Below are 18,128 nucleotides of genomic sequence, written 5' to 3'. Positions count from 1 at the left end.
AATTGCTGAAATCACCAGTTTATAGGATTCGTATGTCTATTTTCAGAATCCTATCAAATAAGCATTCAACACTTCTGCCGTCAGGCATCTCATCCCCGAAGAAGTGTGATAGGGAGCGTAAGTCCTATGGAATAAATTTACAGCCTCGGATCGACAGGTTCGCTTTCCATCGCTAAAACTCCGAAAATGCACTCGTGAACTTGTCTCAATGGAGCGCCCGCCACAAATCGCTCCAATGCTTCTACACCGAGAGCAAACTCTCGCAACGCCAAAGAACGCTTGCCTGAAAGTCCGCGCGATCGCAATCTTTCTAAATGTTCCGGCAAAGAGTATTCCAGACCGTAAATAATCCGCAAATACTCTTTACCGCGACATTTCACCGCAGGCTGTACGAGTCCTTTGCTATTTTTCACAATAAAGTCCATTGGTTTAACAACCATTCCTTCGCCTCCCGCCGCCGTCAGTTTTTCCCACCATTAAATCCCTGCGAATCTGCTGTCAAAATCTGCAATTTCAACTATTTTGTATTCAGTAGCTAACAGGAATTCCGGGTCAGCTTTACAAATTTGTGAAATCTGTTCCATGTGCCAACAGTGATTTTTGTCAGTGTGAACAGTTCCCTCGGTTGCCAAGATGTGGAAAGGCGCTAATTTGAGGTCCAAGAGCGATTTCACTGGCCAGCAGTAGCGCTGATAAGCATGAACATAGCGATCGGCTAGTTCGGCTCGCTCTTGATAGCTAGTCAGCAAAGAATTAATTTCAACTCCCCGCTGTTTTGCCTGTTCTAAGTTCTTAATCGCCTCCGCAAACCCGTGACGAGATGCTGTTCCCACGGCGGCGTATTGCTCTTTTAATAAACCTTGAGCTTTGGCTGACCAAGGCATTAATTCGCAGTCCAAACACACCCAATCGGTTTGAAATTTTTCCCAAAAATTGCTCGCAGTGAGAGCGACATTTACCCGCGCTAAAAATTCTTTTTCTAAGGTAGAATTATCGAAAAAATGCCGTCCCGTGCGGGTGTAGCAAATGCCAATACTCTCGCTGAGAATGCCAAAGCGCCGTAAAGCTGCCGGTGCGTCGCGGCAAACGATCGCAACTGCACGGGAACCCATGTGCTTTTCTTCGCACACAACTGTCGATATGCCCTGCTGTTGGTAGTAGCTAAATGCTTCGGCTGGATGTTCTAAAAGTCCTGGTTCGTTGGAGGTAGCAGCGGGAGACATTGTGGGCGGTAAATAAATCAGCCATTTGGGATTGGCGGCAAATCGACTCATTACTTCTAGGGCTGCGATCGCATTTTCTTCTTTAATCGTAATGTTACTTTGCAGGCGAGTTGAAATGATGCGTTTTCCCAGTACGTCGCTAATGTCCAGTACGTCATCAAACTGCTGTTGGGCGGTGAGATTCACTGCAGCCAAACCGCTATCGGTCGCGGGTGAATTCATGTCTCTATTGTTAAGGGGAGTTTGGCTGTCTTGAAAGGCGATCGGTTTGGCAGGTTCGCAGTAAATTCTAGCAGCAGGAACGCTGACAAATTCTCTTTCGGGATACCGCAAAGCTGTTAGTTTGCCCCCGAAAACACAGCCCGTGTCAATATCAACAGTATTGTTCAACCATTCTGTTTCTGGAACGGGGGTGTGTCCGTAAACAACTGCTGCCTGATCTCGATATTCGGCGGCCCAATTGTAGCGGACGGGCAACCCGAATTCATCGATTTCGCCAGTTGTTTCTCCGTACAAGGCGAAATCTCGAATCCGGCGCGATGCGCGTCCCTGAAATTCAGCTTTCATCCCGGCGTGGGCGACGACTAATTTTCCGCCATCGAGGACGTAATGCCCGATCAAACTATCTAAAAATTGGCGAATTTCTCCTACTGCTGATTCGCGCAATTCATCCGGTAAAGCGGCAATTTCTGCTAAGGTTTGTTCGAGTCCGTGGTTGATTTTGACATTTTTGCCGTTGAGTTTTCGCAGCAGTTTGATGTCGTGATTTCCAGGTACGCACAAAGCTGTTTCTGCGAGTACCATGTTTCGCACGAGTTTGAGGGTGTCGAGAATGCGCGGGCCCCGATCGACCAAATCGCCCAAAAACACGGCTTTACGGCCCTCCGGGTGCGCGTAGGTGGGAAAATTCCCCAAATGGGATTCGCTGGATTTTTCGATAATTTGATAGCCCAACTGTTGCAGCAATTGTTCCAATTCGTCGCAGCATCCGTGAACGTCGCCGATGATGTCAAAAGGGCCGCTGTCGCCTTTGCGATTGGTCCACAAAGGTTGTCTCTCGACTTCCACGGCCTCTATTTCCTCTGGAGAAGGGAGGACGTAAACGTAGCGAAATCCTTCGCGATCGAGAGATTTGAGCGATCGCTTTAAATTCTGAATGTGGCGGCGAATTACATGATTTCCAAAATTGCGGTTGGGACGTTGTTGATTGCGATCGCCACACAATTTTTCTGGTAAATCTAGCACAATAGCAACCAAAAAGCAATGATATTTTCGGGCTAATTCCAACAAAGGTTTGCGGCTTTCCGGCTGAACGTTGGTGGCATCAATCACAGTTAGCTTACCTGCAGCCAGACGTTTAGCAGCGATTAAATGCAATACTTCAAAAGCATCAGCGGTGGCCGCTTGATTGTTTTCGTCGTCGGAAACCAGACCGCGGCAGTAATCCGATGAAATGATTTCTGTAGGTAGGAAATGCTGCCGCGCAAAGGTGGATTTGCCGGAACCGGATGCACCAATTAGAACGACTAGGGATAGTTCTGGAAGCGTAATTTTCATTGTTTAATAATATAGATTTTTTACTCGTTTACTCGTTCGTTTACTCGTTACCAGGCTGTGCCTGGTAACGCAGATCCAGAGGCTCTGCCTCGAATTCTGCTCGAACCTCGCGAGGCAGAGCCTCTGGGCATCGGTTCCCAGGAATATCCTGGGAACCAGTTAATAGATTTTTTACTCGTTTACTCGTTACCAGGCTCTGCCTGGGAACGCAGATCCAGAGGCTCTGCCTCGAATTCTGCTCGAACCTCGCGAGGCAGAGCCTCTGGGCATCGGTTCCCAGGAATATCCTGGGAACCAGTTAATAGATTTTTTACTCGTTTACTCGTTACCAGGCTCTGCCTGAGAACCAGTTAATAGATTTTACATCTCGAATATTGCCATTTGCGTAGGCGAACCTACTTCTAAATCTTCAGTTCCCACACAACGAAACTCTACCCGACAGCCAAACCGTTCGGCAACCCCATTCGCCCAAGTTTGAAATTCGGCCCTTGTCCACTCAAAGCGGTGATCCAGGTGGCGAAATTTGCCCGCAGGCAAGTTTTCAAACCGAACATTATATTCAATATTTGGAGTTGTGACGATCGCACTTTTGGGTCGGATAAATTCAAACAAAACCCGCTCAAAAGCAGCTAACCGTTCTAAATCCAGATGTTCGATCACTTCAATTACCGTCGCTGCATCAAAACCAGTCAAGCGGCTGTCCCGATAAATCAGCGAACTTTGAATTAGTTGAATGCGAGATTGCTGTGCGGGAGACAATCGATCGATTTGCAAACGTTCCCTGGCAATTTCCAATGCCCGAAAGGACACATCCACGCCTGTAATTTGTTCGATCGAGCTTTCTTTCAAAAGCAGTTTCAGCAGTTTTCCCTCACCGCAGCCCAAATCTACCACTCGCTTAGCACCACTTTGCTTTAAAACCTCCGTCACAGCTTCCAAACGCTCTTGATTCAAGCTAATTCGCTGTTCTAAAACTTCCTCTTCTTGCTGGTGAGAAACTTCGAGATCCTCAGGGTCGATATTATCTTCTTCTGCTAACTGTGCCACAGCAATTCGCGTCAGACGGCGCTGGCGTTTCAGATAGCGATCGGCAATTTGTTCGCGGGCGGGATGCGCGTTCAACCAACCTTCGCCGTGATGCAATAACTTCTCGATTTCATCATCGCCCACCCAATAATGTTTGTCGTCATCCAACACGGGAATTAGCACGTAAAGATGGCTTAACAAATCCGCCAAACGAACTGTATTTTGCAGTTCCACAGAAAAGTAAGGACTCGCGCCCCACTCGGGAAATTGCTCGTCAAGAATCAGGGGTTTTGCTGCGACTTGATAGCCAAGCGGCTCAAACATTTGCCGCAGGAACTTCTCGCCGCCGCGACAGGGCAAAACCGCCAGATTAACTGTCAAAGGAATAGCTGTTTCTGCGAGTTCTGGGCGGTCTTTGCAGCGACCGGATAGAGCTGTACTAAAGACTTTTGCGAGGGCGACACTGAGAAAAGATGAGGCAACGTAGGGGCGATCGTTCACGTATTGTTCGAGAGGGCGATCGCCGGATTTCGACTTGCCCCGCACCAAACCAACCGGATCGACATCTAAGAGTAAAGCCGCCGTGCACCTTTCTGCGTTTGCCTCTGGATAAAACACGCTGGCTTGCCCGAAAGTCATCGGAAAGGATTGATGGCGATCGGGATGTTTGTGCAGCAAATAACCTAAATCTGTAGCAGGGACGCGAGTTGTAGATATGGTTAATAACATAATATTAGGAATTGGGCATCGGGCATCGGGCATCGGGCATCGGGCATCGGGCATTGGTTATTGGTAGTTCCTCACAAATAACAAATAACAAATAACTAATCACGGTCGATAATTAATCCGTGTATCCGTGTCAAAATCCGTCTCGTTCCTTCTTTTTTTTTGCTGCTTCTCACTGAAATTTCTGTTTTTCCACACTTCCCAAATCCAACTTAGCCCGCAACTCTTCCTTAATCCGATTTAAAATAGAATCCTCATCCAAAGAAGACAAAATCTTGCTCACAACAGCCTTTGGCCCATCATCTCCCCAAGAAGCACCATTAGCCAAATAAGCCTTAGTAACTTGACCGATACCGTAGGAAGAAACCCCCGCGATCGCAGCTTGCGTCACCGCCACAGACAAATAAGGCCCTAAAGCCAAACCGCCCGTCGCCGGCGTCGCCAAACCCAACAATCCTTTCAACGAGCTCAAACCAAAATTAGCCAACAATTCACCCGCAGTAATTCCCCCCATACTAATCGCAATCTTTTGCAGCAATTCCACCGCCCCCGCTTCCGTCATCGCAATGCCGTAAACTTTAGATAAAGTTAATATCATCACCACATCAATTACCGCACCGCTAAGAATATCAACTACAGTAATTGGATTAAGTGCGATCGCCACAGCTTTAGTCATTACCGCATTCCAGATAATTCGATTAGCCGCGTTATCTCGAATCTCCATTTTTCGCTGCACCAACTGCTCGTTAATATCCCCCGCACAGAGCATCGTATTCAGCGCCACCAAAGATTTGCCTTCTCGGTCTAAAATCTCCAAAATCTTTAATTTTAAATCTTGTACTTGTGGCAAACTGCGAGTCATTTGCACGCCCATACTGCCGTCGGGACGGCGCACCGCCCTCGCCGTCAAAGGCGAAGCCGCCGCCATCACAATTTCATCGGGAGACAACAATTCTCTCACGCGATCGTCTCGAATTTTATGATAAATTGCCAGCCTGTCTGCATCGGGATACTGGTCAATTTTATTAAACACTAATAACATCGGTTTTCCGGCTTCCCGCAACTGCGAAAGTGCTGCGTATTCCACCTTCGTAATGTCGCCAGCCACCACAAACAAAATCAAATCTGCTTGTTGAGCAACGCGGCGGGCTAAAAGTTCGCGAGTTTCGCCGTCAACTTCATCTATTCCCGGAGTATCGACTAATTCAACTTGCGACAAACGGTAAATAACTGGCGAAAGTCGATCGGGCAAATTCTCATCAATTCCCTCTCCGACATCCCACTGTCCGATAGTCGTCGTGCGAGTCACCCCGTGAGTCGGGCCAGTTTCAAACACATTTTGACCCAAAAGCGCGTTCAAAACCGAAGATTTTCCCCTTCCCACCATCCCAAACACAGCTATTTGCACGCAAGCGCGCTCTAGCTTGTCGAGCATTTTCTCCAACCCGCCAATTTCCGGTTCCAGTCCACTTCGCTCTTGAACTGTCAAATCGAGATTTTCTACTATATCTCGCAGAGCATCTTTAGCATGGCGCAGGTTGAGTTCTGCCTGAATGTCTGCGAAGCTTAAAATTGTGTCATCTAATTCTCGATCGACATTTGAAAAATCCGAGGCTTCAGTCATTGTTACCTAATGTTATAGCTTTGCTTCACTTAAAGTTTCAACCGATATGATGCCATTCTAGCTTTTTCCGTCTGCTTTGTACATTAGGGGTACGGCAATGGCGTGTTTAGAATCCGGGTAGGGACACAGAAATGCTGTGTCCCTACAGATATCATGTAAAACCTGTTTAATTGACAACAATGATTAACCGCCTCCAAATAATAGCCAGTTATCCATTTCCTTTACGTGTGATAATTTTCCTATTAATCTTGCTAGCAATTTGGCTGCCGCTAGCAGCACCAATTTATCTCTTAGTTAAAGATAGTAACCTCGCAACTATTCTGACAATGGGATTGTTGTTTACTGAGTTTCTGTTCCTCGTGCCGCGCTGGGGAAAACAGGTTTACGGACAAACCCAATTACTCAAAAGTTACGGTTTAATCAATACGCGAAAAAACGGTTTTGAGCTTTTAATCGGATTGGCGATCGGGCTTTTGCTCACTTTCAGCTTATTTGCGGTGCAAGGGCTGTTCGGCTTAGTCGCGTGGCAAAATTCTGATAATTTGCCGAGAATCATCGCAGAAGGGCTGTTAAGCGCCCTTGGAGTCGGTTTTGCCGAGGAGTTGGTATTCCGCGGTTGGTTGCTGGACGAGTTGCAGCGGGATTACAATTATAGAATATCTCTGTGGGCGAATAGCCTGGTGTTTGCCCTCTCTCATTTTATCAAACCTGTCGCGGCCATGCTGCAGAGTTGGCCGCAGTTTCCGGGGTTGTTGTTGCTGGGTTTGATTTTGGTTTGGGGAAAAAGATCGCGCCAAAATCGCCTCGGTTTGTCGATCGGGCTTCATGCAGGTTTAGTCTGGGGATATTACACGATTAACATCGGGCAGTTAGTGCGATATTCGGCCTCTGTTCCCGAGTGGGTGACAGGAGTTAACGGCAATCCGCTAGCTGGGGCGATCGGGCTGTTGTTTTTGAGTGTCTTGGCCTTGGGAATGCGAAAAATGTCCGAACATTCCAAAGGTTTCGAGTAAGGACGAAGAACCCTTATTTACCACAACTTTGAGGACTTTAGTCCTCACTACCACCCAACTTTTTCAGAAACTTATAAACTTATGAAACTCATCATCTTTGGCACTGCTACACTGTTAATGTATACAGGTTTGTTAGCTCCGGCAAACGCACAAAATACCGCACAAGTCAAGCCCAATAATTCTTTAGTTCAAGTGCAGACAACGCGAGAACAAGTTCTCAATGCTTGCATCCAGAATCGGGCTGAAACCCTGCCAAATCCTTTTACCGATGTACCTTCCAATCACTGGGCTTACAAAGCTGTTTTGACAATGTATTATTGCGGGCCTTACCGAGAAGCGACGCCACCTGATTTAATTAAAAAATTACTGGAATCGGGAGATACTACTAGAGAAAGTTTGCCTTCGCGATTATCGTTTCCCAATTCCCCATTACAGCAATTTCCCGTGATTAATTAAAGAATTACTGGAATCGGGATATCCTACTAGAGGAAGTTTTTATTCCCGATTACCTTTTCCGCATTTCCCATTACCAAGATTTTAAAACTCAGCCCGAACCGTAAACGAATAATCGCCACCTGGTTCTAATTGATAATCCCATTTTTCCAGGAAACGGTGCAGCGGTTCCTGAATCAATGCCCTACCCTGAGAAGGCTCAAGTATCAGTGTTTTTTCTGACGTGAAACGCCACTGAAACTGCCACTCAAAATTGCCGGCAGTCACTTCACCCTCAATCGTGCCTTTTTGCCAAGATTGGCCAGTAACCCGGACATATGCAGTTGTTTCAGGCAAACGTCTCGAACTCACCTTTTTGTTTCCGCGTTTGTTTCTGCAATTGTGCGACTATTGTAAAGGCTCATGGCTTTTTCTACTCCTTGGTGCAGACTCAGTTCCACAGCTTCTACAACCAGTTTAAGCACTTTCTCTACTAACTGACTTTCCTCTGAGGAAAATTTTCCTAACACGAAGGAAATCGTATCTTTCTCATTTTTAGCAGCATCGTTTTGAGGTTTGCCGATACCAATCCGCAAGCGGGGAAATTTGTCTGTGCCTAAATGAGAAATTGTCGATTTCATGCCGTTGTGTCCGCCTGCAGAACCGGCAAGCCGCATTCTCAATTTCCCGATCGGCAAATCCATATCATCGTATACTATTAATACCGACTCCGCAGGTATTTTGTACCAATCCGTCGCCGCCCGAATCGCTTGACCCGACAGATTCATGTAAGTAAGCGGTTTCAGCAAACGGATTTTCTGTCCCCGTGGCCGGTTTCCCTCGCCAAATATGCCTTGAAATTTGCGATTTTCCGACAGCGAAATCTGCCAAGATTTAGCCAAGGCATCGACAGCATTAAAGCCTATGTTGTGTCGGGTGCGATCGTATTTAGGTTCGGGATTTCCCAACCCAACTATTAGCTGGGGAATCACTAACTCCGCTGGTGTTTCCGACTTCTGAGTGTTGTTCATTTAACTGTCTGTGCTATCTTCCTTGGGAGTAGCCGCCGCGAGTTTTTCAGTTTCCGGTTTGCTGCTAGTTGCTACTGCTTCTTCTAACTGCTTGGCTTCCCGCGTGAACTCCGACTCAAAATCCCGCGAAGCATCTTGAAAGCCACGAATTGCCTTCCCCATACTCCGGCCGATTTCGGGTAATTTTTTCGGGCCAAATACCAATAGGGCGATCGTAAAAATAACTGCCATTTCCGGCAAACCAATGCCAAAAATATTCATGTTTTTTCTCCTGCAATTTGTTTAGTTACTTCTTGTTTATTTATGGCAAAAGTAATCGGAAAGGGTAAGGAAAAACGGGAAAACTTAGCTTTTACCCTTTCTCCTCAACCCTCAGCTTTTACTTTTAGCCTTACTGTTTTGTGATCAATTTTTAGCGGCCTAGGCTCGACCAATCCATATCCACACTCTCCAGAATCAGAGAAGAGTTGTAGATTTGCAAAATAATCAACAAGAACACGAAAAACAGTCCAATGAACACGCTCATCAATAGCGTGGTTCCCCAGCCGGGGGCTACCTTGCCGTATTCTGAGTTAAGGGGTTTGAGTATATCTCCTAACCAAGTCCGTTGTGCCATAAGTCACCTGCAATGAATCTCTACAGAAAAGTTTGACATATTTCTACCGCTAATTGCGATCGCAATTTCTCAGAAATGCTGCAGGGGGACTCGGAAAATGGGGAGTGGGGGTTGGCTACCATACCGTACAGCGCCTAAAATCACTAGAGTTTCAGACGGATTGTTATTTTTTGTAATATTATAGAGTGGAGCACTCATAATCGATCAAAAATATGGAACCCGCAGCAGTTCTCGGCATTTCGCTAGGCGTGTGTCTGGTGGCAATCACCGGATTCTCGATCTACACCGCTTTCGGTCCCCCTTCTAAGGAATTGAGAGATCCTTTTGAAGAACACGAAGACTAAAGAAGAAGGAAGCCACAACACGGATTCGGACACGGATACACTGATGAATTTAAGTGTGTTTCCAGATATCTCCTATTCTCTGTCTCTCCCTCTCTCCCTGGTAGATATTCTTCTAGGGGTGGGAAGGGAGTGATGGTATGAGGTGATCGCCTGTCGCCTACTCGTCAAATGGTATATTTTTTAGAAATACAGTAAATCTCTATTCCATTTAAGCTAAAAATTATTAGGTGTCAGGCTAAAGCATCATGGGGAACACATTTGGGCATTTATTTCGGATCTCGACATTTGGGGAATCTCACGGCGGCGGTGTGGGAGTAGTAATTGATGGTTGCCCGCCCCTGGTGTCGATCGACGCATCGGAAATTCAAGCCGAACTCGATCGCCGCCGCCCTGGCCAAAGCAAAATTACGACACCTCGCAAAGAAGCAGATACCTGCGAAATTCTGTCAGGGGTGTTTGAAGGCAAAACTTTGGGAACGCCGATCGCAATTTTAGTCCGCAATCAAGACACTCGCCCCCAAGATTACGGCGAAATGGCGACTACCTACCGCCCTTCCCACGCTGACGCTACCTACGATGCTAAGTACGGAATTCGTAACTGGCAAGGCGGAGGTCGATCGTCCGCGAGAGAGACAATTGGTAGAGTAGCAGCAGGGGCGATCGCTAAAAAAATTCTCAAACAAGCAGCAGGAGTCGAAATAGTCGGCTACGTCAAACGCATCAAAGACTTAGAATGTGTCGCCGACCCGGACACTGTTACCTTAGAACAAGTAGAAAGCAATATAGTCCGCTGTCCAGATCCTGAATGCGCCGAAAGAATGATTGAACTGATAGAAAAAGTTCGCGACAGCGGAGATTCGATCGGCGGTGTAGTCGAATGCGTCGCCCGCAACGTACCCAAAGGCTTGGGAATGCCCGTATTCGACAAACTCGAAGCCGACTTGGCCAAAGCCATCATGTCGTTGCCCGCCAGCAAAGGCTTTGAAATTGGTTCGGGCTTTGCCGGGACTCTGCTCAAGGGCAGCGAACACAATGATGAATACTATACTGATGACAAGGGTGTAATTCGTACAGTCACGAATCGCTCCGGTGGAATTCAGGGCGGTATTGCTAACGGCGAAAATATCATTTTGCGGGCGGCATTCAAGCCAACTGCGACAATTCGCCAGCAGCAGCGCACAGTTACCCGAGAAGGCGAAGAAACGCTGCTGGCTGCCAAAGGGCGGCACGACCCTTGCGTTTTGCCGAGAGCTGTGCCAATGGTGGAAGCGATGGTAGCTTTAGTGTTGTGCGACCACCTGCTGCGCCATCACGGACAATGTGGAACCTTAAAGTCTGAATTTTAAAATGGAAATCAGCTTGTCCTCAGTAGCGGCAACTCCCGTTGATTGCCCTCAACCCTCCGAATCAATAAAAGGTATAGATGATTTTGTCGTACAGTTCTGGGGCGTGCGGGGCAGTGTTCCGACACCCGGACAGGAAACTGTTCGCTACGGCGGCAATACTTCTTGTTTGGAAATGCGAGTCGCTGGCAAACGCTTGATTTTTGACGGCGGAACAGGCTTGCGGATGCTGGGAGACCAGTTGGTGCAAGAAATGCCCGTGCAAGCTTATATGTTTTTTACTCACTATCATTGGGATCACATTCAAGGGTTCCCGCTGTTCGCCCCAGCTTTTATCCGCGGCAATAGCTTTGATATTTACGGGGCGACTCCGCCGGATGGAGATTGCATGAAAAGGCACTTTGTCGAACGGGTGCTGCACTCAAATTCGCCGGTGCCGCTGATGGGTTTGCAGGCAGATTTGAATTTCTACGAACTCAATCACAACCAGACGATGATGCTGGACGATATTGAGATTAGGACGGGTTCTCTGAATCATCCGAATACTGCTATGGGATATCGGGTGACTTGGCAGGGACGATCTGTTGTTTACTGTTCGGATACTGAGCATTTTCCCGATCGGCTAGATGAGAATGTCTACAATTTAGCCCTCGACGCTGATGTGCTGATTTACGATGCGATGTACACCGACGAGGAATATCACAACCCCAAGTCTCCGAAGGTGGGTTGGGGACACTCGACTTGGCAGGAAGCGGTGAGAATGGCTAAGGAAGCCCGGGTGAAACGAGTGGTAATTTTTCACCACGATCCGGCTCACACAGACGATTTTCTCGATCGCATCGCTGAAGACGTGCAAATCGCTTTTCCGAAGGCTGTCATGGCCCGCGAGGGTCTTATTTTGCCGATCGGCTTCTGAACATTCCCCTCCGGGGCTCGATCGAACCATCAACCGATCGAACCATAATTGTTATGTGAATATGTGGCTCTGGCCGCGAGACCAGAGCCACAATTTTTTTTAATTTGCGGCAAACTCTTAACTGCATGGTATAATTCTTGCTTGTTAAGTTTTTAGGCAAAGTATTTAAGGTTTTTTTTATTGTTCAACCGCGTCCGCCAGACGCCAAGACGTAAGATAATTGGAGGATTCCCAAGGGTGAAAAGGAGACAGTTTTGAATGTCAACAAACACGGCGAGGCGAGGATCTCGCACGCCTGAGTGCTAGTCTGATGCCAGTAGACTTCCAGAAGCCTTGTTACAGATTAATTATTAAGGACAAAAACAGAAGTTATAGCTCTGATCGAGTAAAAGGTCGATCTGTTTTTTCGGATCGTGAATATTGACAACTGTCAAAAGCTAATAGCTTTTAGGTACAAACTGAAAAAATTTTCAGCAGTCAATTTAACTAACCACAAAGAAACGATCGTTCTTGGGTTTGGCAGTAGCTCCGGCAAGCGAATGTTATGACTTGACTATCAAAATGGGAAATTTACGTTTTAGATCTTCAGCACATCAATACAGATGGATTGCCTTAGGCAGTTTTGCTGTAATTATGGGTATTTCAGGCGCCCTGGCCTACCGCCTCGCCCCGCTCCCCGGATTCATGGCTCAAGGCATTCTCACTTCTAATAATCCGCCAGTCAAATTTTCGAGCACGGGCACGACAATTCTCAAACAGGGAGAGCAACTAACCCCAGAGGTTCTGCTGGCAGATAATGTTGTCAAAGCAGTGGCAGATGCAGTTAAGCTGTCGCCCCAGCAAGTTCGACAAAATGCTAGTGTCAAGATTTCTAAGCCGGAACAACCCCTAGAGATTGTTGTTGGCTATCGCTCGCTCGATCGGGAGCAAGCAATCCAAACGGCGGATATGTTGATGAAGGGCATGGTTGAAAAAAGCCGCCTGATTAACAGATATCGGTGGCAATCAGTCAATCAGTCGCTAAACCAACGCTTGGCACAAGTCACTCAAGACCTGAAACAAGCTCAGCAAAAACTAGACCAATACGAAAGAGAGCGCGCTCGCCTGTTGCAGCAAATGAAGCTGCAGCAAGACTTTTACAACAAAACTCAGCTTGCAATGGCGGATACGCAAGCGTCGGAAAAAGAAATGGTCAGCAGTTTCGCCGCCGCTACAGTGCCGCAAATTGTGGCGACGCCCACGAGCGATCCGACAGTGCCTCTGATTTTGGGAATTGGCTTGCTGTTGGCGATTTTGGTCAGCCGGGGTTTGATTCCTTCGGTTGCCGATTGGAAGTACAAAGCAGCTTTTCAGCGAGAAGAGAGCGAAAGGCTCCAAAGTGCTTTGTACCGACTGATCAAAGAAGGCCGCGGCGAAATCACTCTGGTGCGGTTTGCGATGGAAACGCGACTGTCGCCGGATGTGGCTCAGCGTTTTTTGAACCAACAAGCTGAAGTCTTTAATGCCAATTGCGAAATTAAAGACGACGGCAGCATCTTGTATCACTTCCACATTTAAAGGGCTGCGGGCGATCGCGCTCCACAGAAGACTTTAGCCGATCGGGCCATCACTGCTCGATCGGCTTGTTTTTTTGTTAATAGGACTTATATCAACTTCGGTCGATCGACCATCCCGGTCTCGGTCTGCGCGGGTTTACTGAATCTATAACTTATACTACTACTGCAGATTTTGGTGAACCCGCCGACCCGAGCTTAATTGCGGTGATTGTACCGGACATGATATTACGATCGTCAACCCGGTTTCTTAGCTTGTAGGGTGCATGAGGCTTCAAAATTGCTCGATCGACAAAGGTGTTGAAGACCCTAGAGCGCCCGAAGATTCTGCCAGTTGCGTCCAAGACTGTCTAAAAAATCAAGACTGTCTAAAAAATATTTTATTTTTGTGTTGCTCTCGCTTAAATATATGTGTAATTATAAAGAATCAGTAAATTTACGGTTGTTTTTTACCTGCGTTAGCGGATCGAGCGCTAATTTGTGGTTAAATATCTCTTAGGACGTGTATCACCTCCGTATAAATGCTTTAGTCTAGATCCATTACTTGTTGAGGGAAGTTATGTAGTTTCACATCAGAAACTTCATGAGGCAAGAGCCTGAAATCACACTCCCCTACAGAAATCCTACGTTTTCATTTTGAACTTTTGTAATCACCTAGAGGCAAAACCATGATTTTTGGAATAATTTGTTCTTTTGTCGTAGCTTACTTTTTGCTAATGTCGGTTGCTAATTACGGCGACACTGGAATGTAGACCTGTTAAGGCACTCATAGACCGAGACAGAAGGCAGGAGGCAAAAAAAAGCTGTTTGAAAAGTTAGATTAAGTCTCAGCTTGGGTCGTGTCTGTCGTGCTTGCTCTGGCAGGAAAATGGATGGATGAAGGAGTCGTTAAGTACCGCTGTGACTGGGAAGAGGCAGACCCTGTAGCTGCCCGGAACATAGCAGATTTGATGGACTGGCGCGATCGGCTCCACTCTTGGGGATTAATTGGCGTCTACGAAAATGGCATAGGGTTTGGGAACGTCAGCGTCAGGCTCGGCAATTCTTGCCAATTCGTGATTTCGGGAACCCAGACTGCACACTTGAGGACTCTGGGGCCAGAATCCTACTGCACTGTTACCGAATTTAACTTAGAACAAAATTTCCTCGGCTGCCGGGGCCCCGTACCAGCTTCGTCTGAGTCACTGACTCACGGGGCCCTGTACCTTCAGAGAGAGGATGTGGGCGGCATAATTCATGTCCACAACCCTCAACTATGGCAGCAACTGCTGTTTAAGATTCCTACTTCTAGAAAAGAAATACCTTACGGCACTCCCCAGATGGCGTTAGAAATGTCTAGACTTTTTGAGGAGGAGAATTTGGCGGAGCGCAAAATTCTGGCGATGGCCGGTCACGAGGACGGCATTGTCTGTTTTGGCAGCACCTTGGACGAAGCTGGCAAAGTGCTTTCTGCTGCGATAGGTTCGACCTGAGATCTGGCACTGTTCTGATAAAAAGCTCAGAAACCTGGTTTATTGAGAAAAAATCTAGGATTTGAGGTGGGTCTGTGGCAAGAAACTAAAGTGATGACGTGGGTGCCTGATGTGAGTTAAACTGAGCTTTACCCTTGACCTCTAGCCGATCGAGCGATCGATCTAGCCTCACGGGTTCCAAACTTTTAAACTGCCTCTTGCCTCTGCGGTAAGGGAAAGATATTTTTAAAGAGAAACAAACTATATAGCAAAAGCTGAGAGTCATCGTGAATCAAACTAAACTTGTAAGCTCAAAAGAACTGCAATCAGAGGTATCTCGTCTCACCGAAGAGCTGCAAATGCGCGACCAATTGGTGCAGCAGTTGTCTCAAGAACTTTTCAGGCTGGTGAAGGGAAATTCGAGTTTTGTGCCGGCGCCGGAAGTTTCCGATCGCCACCAAGCTCAAATGCAGGCTATGCGGGAACAACTGCAAGCTGTTGAAGAACAGGTGAGTTTTTATCAGGAACAAATCGCGGAGCGGGATGCTGAGGTTTACCAACTGCGGCAGTCGGTGCAGGAATTGACTGATCGTTCTCGGATGTTAGAACAGGTGGTTCAGGAATTGCCGGGGGTTTACCGCCAGAAGTTTGCCGAACGGATCGAGCCAATTAAGGAAAAATTGGATCAACTGCAAAAGGAAAACCGCCAGTTGCACACAGAGTTGCAAAGCGTAACTTACCGTCTCGCTGTGCGGAGCCGCAAGGCTAAGGGCCTGGATCTTCCGAGCGTGGATGCTGAGGACGATCGGGGCATTCAAATGCCGAGCTTTGGCAATGTCTAAGGTTTTGATTGTGGCGGATGCCCACAAAGGCCCGGCGGAAGCTCTGTTGCGGACGATCGCTAAATCTAATCATTTAACAGAAGTCAATATCTGTGGGGTTTCGGAACTCAATTCTGGCGCGATCGCTCCGGGCGGGGCGATCGTTTGTCCTTTGACGCTGGATCTGCCGTCCCATCTGGTTTTTCCGGGTCGGGACCTGTTTCGATTTTGTGGCAATATTTGGGCGGCGCGCGATCGAGTGTCCCAGGAGTTGCAAGTACCCGTCGGCGATGGCAATTTTTGGCTGCCTGTGGTGTTGACGCCAAAGGGTCCACTCTATGCTGAGGCGATCGGTGCGGAAGCTGACAAGCAGTCTGGCGAGTTGAGTTACTCTCAACCGGTGCATTTGTCGGATCTTTGGCGGCAGGAACTTTATGAGTTGGCTTACCGCTTGCTGAATCTTTTAAATGGGCCACCGGCGACTTATTTGATGCAGTTCGGGTTCGTAGGGGAAAGGATTTGTTTCGATCGACTTTGGCCTTTTCCGGCTGCACCTGCGATCGCTTCTGTCGGCGTTCAAGTACCGGATTTATTTGTCTGTCATTGGTATTGCTTGACAAATAAGCCTATCTATGATATACAAATTTGCTCTGCGGTTATTTGAAGTCTATGGGAAAGTTGAGATTTGAGATTTTATCTTGGGAGATCGTTTTAATCAAGCAACTAGAGCCGGAGTTTCAGCGGAGATAACTTGGTCGAAACTGTCGAAGATTTCAAAGAGTTGGTCGAGTTGAGTAATTTCAAATATTAGCCGGACTGTTGCTGAGAGGTTGCAGATGACGAAGCGACATCCCCGGTGGCGGGCGGCGTTGAGTCCGCCGACTAAGGCGCAGATCCCGGAACTGTCGATGAAATCTACGTCGGCCATGTCAATTACCCAAAGTTTATGGCGATCGGGCGCAATTTCTGCTAGCTGTTGCTGGAGGAGGCTGCCTGCTTGGGAGTCGAGGCAGTTTTGAGGCTGGAGGATGATGGGTTGGTTGAAGTTGGGAAATTCCATAGCAGTTATCCTAGGATTGTAAAGTATGAATAAGTGAGTTCAGTTGCTGATTCTGTTGAAAGAATCAGGGGATTTCAGCGTATGTTGGAGGAAGGGCGATCGCCCTTGTGGGAATCGGTGGGGATAGCCGTTGCGATAAATTTAGCAGGAAACTGGCTAGCGATCGCGCGGAAGGCAACCGCATCAATTCTATATTAATTTATTATGCCTGGAAGGCTAATTGTTAGGTTAGCGAGCGATCGCGAGTTTAGTGTGTTCTTCATCACAGCGAAAGATTGCACTATTGCCTGAATCGAGCCAATATATAAATGTATTGAGCTTTGCAAAAGTTTACGAAGGCAGTATCGAATGTCTTTTGAGTTTTTATCGTTAGAGACTATTCAGCAGTTGGCGCGCGATTACGGCTACTGGGCAGTATTTCTGGGAATTCTGCTGGAAAATTTGGGAGTTCCTCTTCCAGGGGAGACAATTACGATTGCTGGCGGTTTTTTAGCTGGCAGCGGGGAACTGAATTACTGGTATGTACTCGGCAGTGCAATCGCGGGTGCGACTGTGGGCGGAAACCTTGGTTATGCGATCGGCAGGTACGGCGGCTGGCCGCTGCTGCTGAATCTGGGAAAATTTTTCCGCTTTCGGGAAGAACAACTGTTTGACTTAAAAGAACAGTTTAGCCAAAATGCAGCTAAAGCTGTTTTTTTGGGCCGTTTCATTGCACTGCTGCGAATTTTTGCTAGCCCCCTAGCGGGTATTGCAGAAATGCCTTTTTGGAAATTTTCTCTGTTCAACATTCTGGGTGCTGCCAGTTGGGCATCTGTAATGGTAAGTTTATCCTACTTCTTGGGACAAGTTGTGTCTTTGGAGAAGTTGGTAGCTTGGGCGGCTCAATTTGCGGTATTTGCTTTGCTGTTAGCAGTTGCTTGGATTGCAATTCCTATTTGGTTGGAGTCGCGGAATTTGGACAAGACTAAGTAAAATTGGTGGTTAGACTTTTTGCAAAAGTTCTGGATTTTCTGTTTTTAACCGCAGATGAACGCAAATAAACGCAGATATTATCTATTTTTGCAAAAAGTCTAATCATTGTCGCTCGCCTATTAATAAGTCAGGACTTCTGTATTCAAAATAATCAAGTTTGTAGCAAAAAAATCTGTTCTAAAAATAATTAAGTTTGTAGTGAGAACTTCTGTCCCGGATAGGGAAACTATTAGTCAATAAGGACTAAACTCCCTGGGGGGGTAACAACCAGCTTGAAACCCAGAGGTGGTAAGGATTGAGCCAATCCGCTGCTCAAAAAAGATAGGCAGCATAATTGTTACATGCTTGCCTATCAAAAAAATAATGATACCAACATTTTACCAGACTCATTTAAAAAAACAACTGACATCAGCTCAGTTT

General features: G+C 47.1%; 18 protein-coding genes and 1 pseudogene. 11 read left to right on the top strand and 8 right to left on the bottom strand.

The window, feature by feature from the left end:
- Window positions 1–137: 137 nt before the first annotated feature.
- The 3 genes and pseudogenes from QUA13_RS27445 to QUA13_RS27435 form a co-directional block, all read right to left on the bottom strand.
- Window positions 138–2,780: pseudogene (locus QUA13_RS27445) on the bottom strand (polynucleotide kinase-phosphatase).
- A gap of 360 nt (window positions 2,781–3,140) precedes the next feature.
- A complete protein-coding gene (locus QUA13_RS27440) occupies window positions 3,141–4,589 on the bottom strand; it encodes a 3' terminal RNA ribose 2'-O-methyltransferase Hen1 (RefSeq protein ID WP_333203623.1) in 1,449 nt (482 codons plus the stop codon).
- Between the two features lie 115 nt (window positions 4,590–4,704).
- A complete protein-coding gene (locus tag QUA13_RS27435) occupies window positions 4,705–6,156 on the bottom strand; it encodes a GTP-binding protein (protein ID WP_333203621.1) in 1,452 nt (483 codons plus the stop codon).
- Window positions 6,157–6,335: 179 nt separating this feature from the next.
- Here QUA13_RS27435 and QUA13_RS27430 point away from each other — a divergent pair, with 179 nt between their 5' ends.
- On the top strand, window positions 6,336–7,169 hold the full coding sequence (locus tag QUA13_RS27430) for a CPBP family intramembrane glutamic endopeptidase (protein ID WP_333203619.1): 834 nt from the start codon (window positions 6,336–6,338) through the stop codon (window positions 7,167–7,169).
- 81 nt (window positions 7,170–7,250) lie between these two features.
- Window positions 7,251–7,625, top strand: coding sequence for an S-layer protein (locus QUA13_RS27425; protein ID WP_333203617.1), 375 nt, complete (start codon window positions 7,251–7,253; stop codon window positions 7,623–7,625).
- 81 nt (window positions 7,626–7,706) lie between these two features.
- Here QUA13_RS27425 and QUA13_RS27420 read toward each other — a convergent pair whose 3' ends face one another.
- From QUA13_RS27420 to psbH, 4 genes are all read right to left on the bottom strand, one after another.
- Window positions 7,707–7,973 (bottom strand): DUF3146 family protein, encoded by a 267-nt coding sequence (locus tag QUA13_RS27420; RefSeq protein WP_332958583.1) that lies wholly within the window; start codon window positions 7,971–7,973, stop codon window positions 7,707–7,709.
- A complete protein-coding gene (gene pth, locus QUA13_RS27415) occupies window positions 7,970–8,632 on the bottom strand; it encodes an aminoacyl-tRNA hydrolase (protein ID WP_015176009.1) in 663 nt (220 codons plus the stop codon). The genes QUA13_RS27420 and pth overlap by 4 nt, the downstream gene beginning before the upstream one ends.
- On the bottom strand, window positions 8,633–8,893 hold the full coding sequence (locus tag QUA13_RS27410) for a TatA/E family twin arginine-targeting protein translocase (protein WP_172189683.1): 261 nt from the start codon (window positions 8,891–8,893) through the stop codon (window positions 8,633–8,635). It abuts the gene before it with no gap.
- A gap of 151 nt (window positions 8,894–9,044) precedes the next feature.
- The gene (gene psbH / locus QUA13_RS27405; RefSeq protein ID WP_015176007.1) at window positions 9,045–9,248 is read right to left on the bottom strand and encodes a photosystem II reaction center phosphoprotein PsbH; all 204 of its coding nucleotides are present in this window, start codon (window positions 9,246–9,248) and stop codon (window positions 9,045–9,047) included.
- 212 nt (window positions 9,249–9,460) lie between these two features.
- Here psbH and psbN point away from each other — a divergent pair, with 212 nt between their 5' ends.
- The 7 genes from psbN to QUA13_RS27370 all read left to right on the top strand — a co-directional run bounded on the left by psbN (window position 9,461) and on the right by QUA13_RS27370 (window position 16,340).
- Window positions 9,461–9,592 (top strand): photosystem II reaction center protein PsbN, encoded by a 132-nt coding sequence (gene psbN / locus QUA13_RS27400; RefSeq protein ID WP_006633693.1) that lies wholly within the window; start codon window positions 9,461–9,463, stop codon window positions 9,590–9,592.
- Between the two features lie 245 nt (window positions 9,593–9,837).
- Window positions 9,838–10,938 (top strand): chorismate synthase, encoded by a 1,101-nt coding sequence (gene aroC, locus QUA13_RS27395; protein ID WP_333203615.1) that lies wholly within the window; start codon window positions 9,838–9,840, stop codon window positions 10,936–10,938.
- Between the two features lies 1 nt (window position 10,939).
- Window positions 10,940–11,851, top strand: a complete 912-nt coding sequence (locus QUA13_RS27390) for an MBL fold metallo-hydrolase (RefSeq protein WP_333163148.1) — start codon at window positions 10,940–10,942, stop codon at window positions 11,849–11,851.
- 561 nt (window positions 11,852–12,412) lie between these two features.
- Window positions 12,413–13,408, top strand: a complete 996-nt coding sequence (locus QUA13_RS27385) for a hypothetical protein (RefSeq protein WP_333193429.1) — start codon at window positions 12,413–12,415, stop codon at window positions 13,406–13,408.
- Window positions 13,409–14,276: 868 nt separating this feature from the next.
- A complete protein-coding gene (locus QUA13_RS27380; protein WP_333203625.1) occupies window positions 14,277–14,876 on the top strand; it encodes a class II aldolase/adducin family protein in 600 nt (199 codons plus the stop codon).
- A 266-nt stretch (window positions 14,877–15,142) separates the two neighbouring features.
- Window positions 15,143–15,697 (top strand): Npun_F5560 family protein, encoded by a 555-nt coding sequence (locus QUA13_RS27375; RefSeq protein WP_172189697.1) that lies wholly within the window; start codon window positions 15,143–15,145, stop codon window positions 15,695–15,697.
- On the top strand, window positions 15,690–16,340 hold the full coding sequence (locus QUA13_RS27370; protein WP_333203613.1) for a hypothetical protein: 651 nt from the start codon (window positions 15,690–15,692) through the stop codon (window positions 16,338–16,340). The genes QUA13_RS27375 and QUA13_RS27370 overlap by 8 nt, the downstream gene beginning before the upstream one ends.
- A gap of 51 nt (window positions 16,341–16,391) precedes the next feature.
- Here QUA13_RS27370 and QUA13_RS27365 read toward each other — a convergent pair whose 3' ends face one another.
- The gene (locus tag QUA13_RS27365; protein WP_333193425.1) at window positions 16,392–16,736 is read right to left on the bottom strand and encodes an STAS domain-containing protein; all 345 of its coding nucleotides are present in this window, start codon (window positions 16,734–16,736) and stop codon (window positions 16,392–16,394) included.
- A 33-nt stretch (window positions 16,737–16,769) separates the two neighbouring features.
- Between QUA13_RS27365 and QUA13_RS27360 the strand changes: the two genes are divergently transcribed.
- Together QUA13_RS27360 and QUA13_RS27355 are read left to right on the top strand one after the other, a co-directional pair.
- On the top strand, window positions 16,770–16,934 hold the full coding sequence (locus tag QUA13_RS27360; protein ID WP_333203611.1) for a hypothetical protein: 165 nt from the start codon (window positions 16,770–16,772) through the stop codon (window positions 16,932–16,934).
- 150 nt (window positions 16,935–17,084) lie between these two features.
- The gene (locus QUA13_RS27355) at window positions 17,085–17,708 is read left to right on the top strand and encodes a DedA family protein (protein ID WP_172189700.1); all 624 of its coding nucleotides are present in this window, start codon (window positions 17,085–17,087) and stop codon (window positions 17,706–17,708) included.
- The last annotated feature ends 420 nt before the right edge of the window (window positions 17,709–18,128 follow it).

The sequence above is a fragment of the Microcoleus sp. S28C3 genome, from assembly GCF_036700785.1.
GTDB lineage: Bacteria > Cyanobacteriota > Cyanobacteriia > Cyanobacteriales > Microcoleaceae > Microcoleus > Microcoleus asticus.
This window is presented reverse-complemented; position numbering and strand designations above follow the sequence as displayed.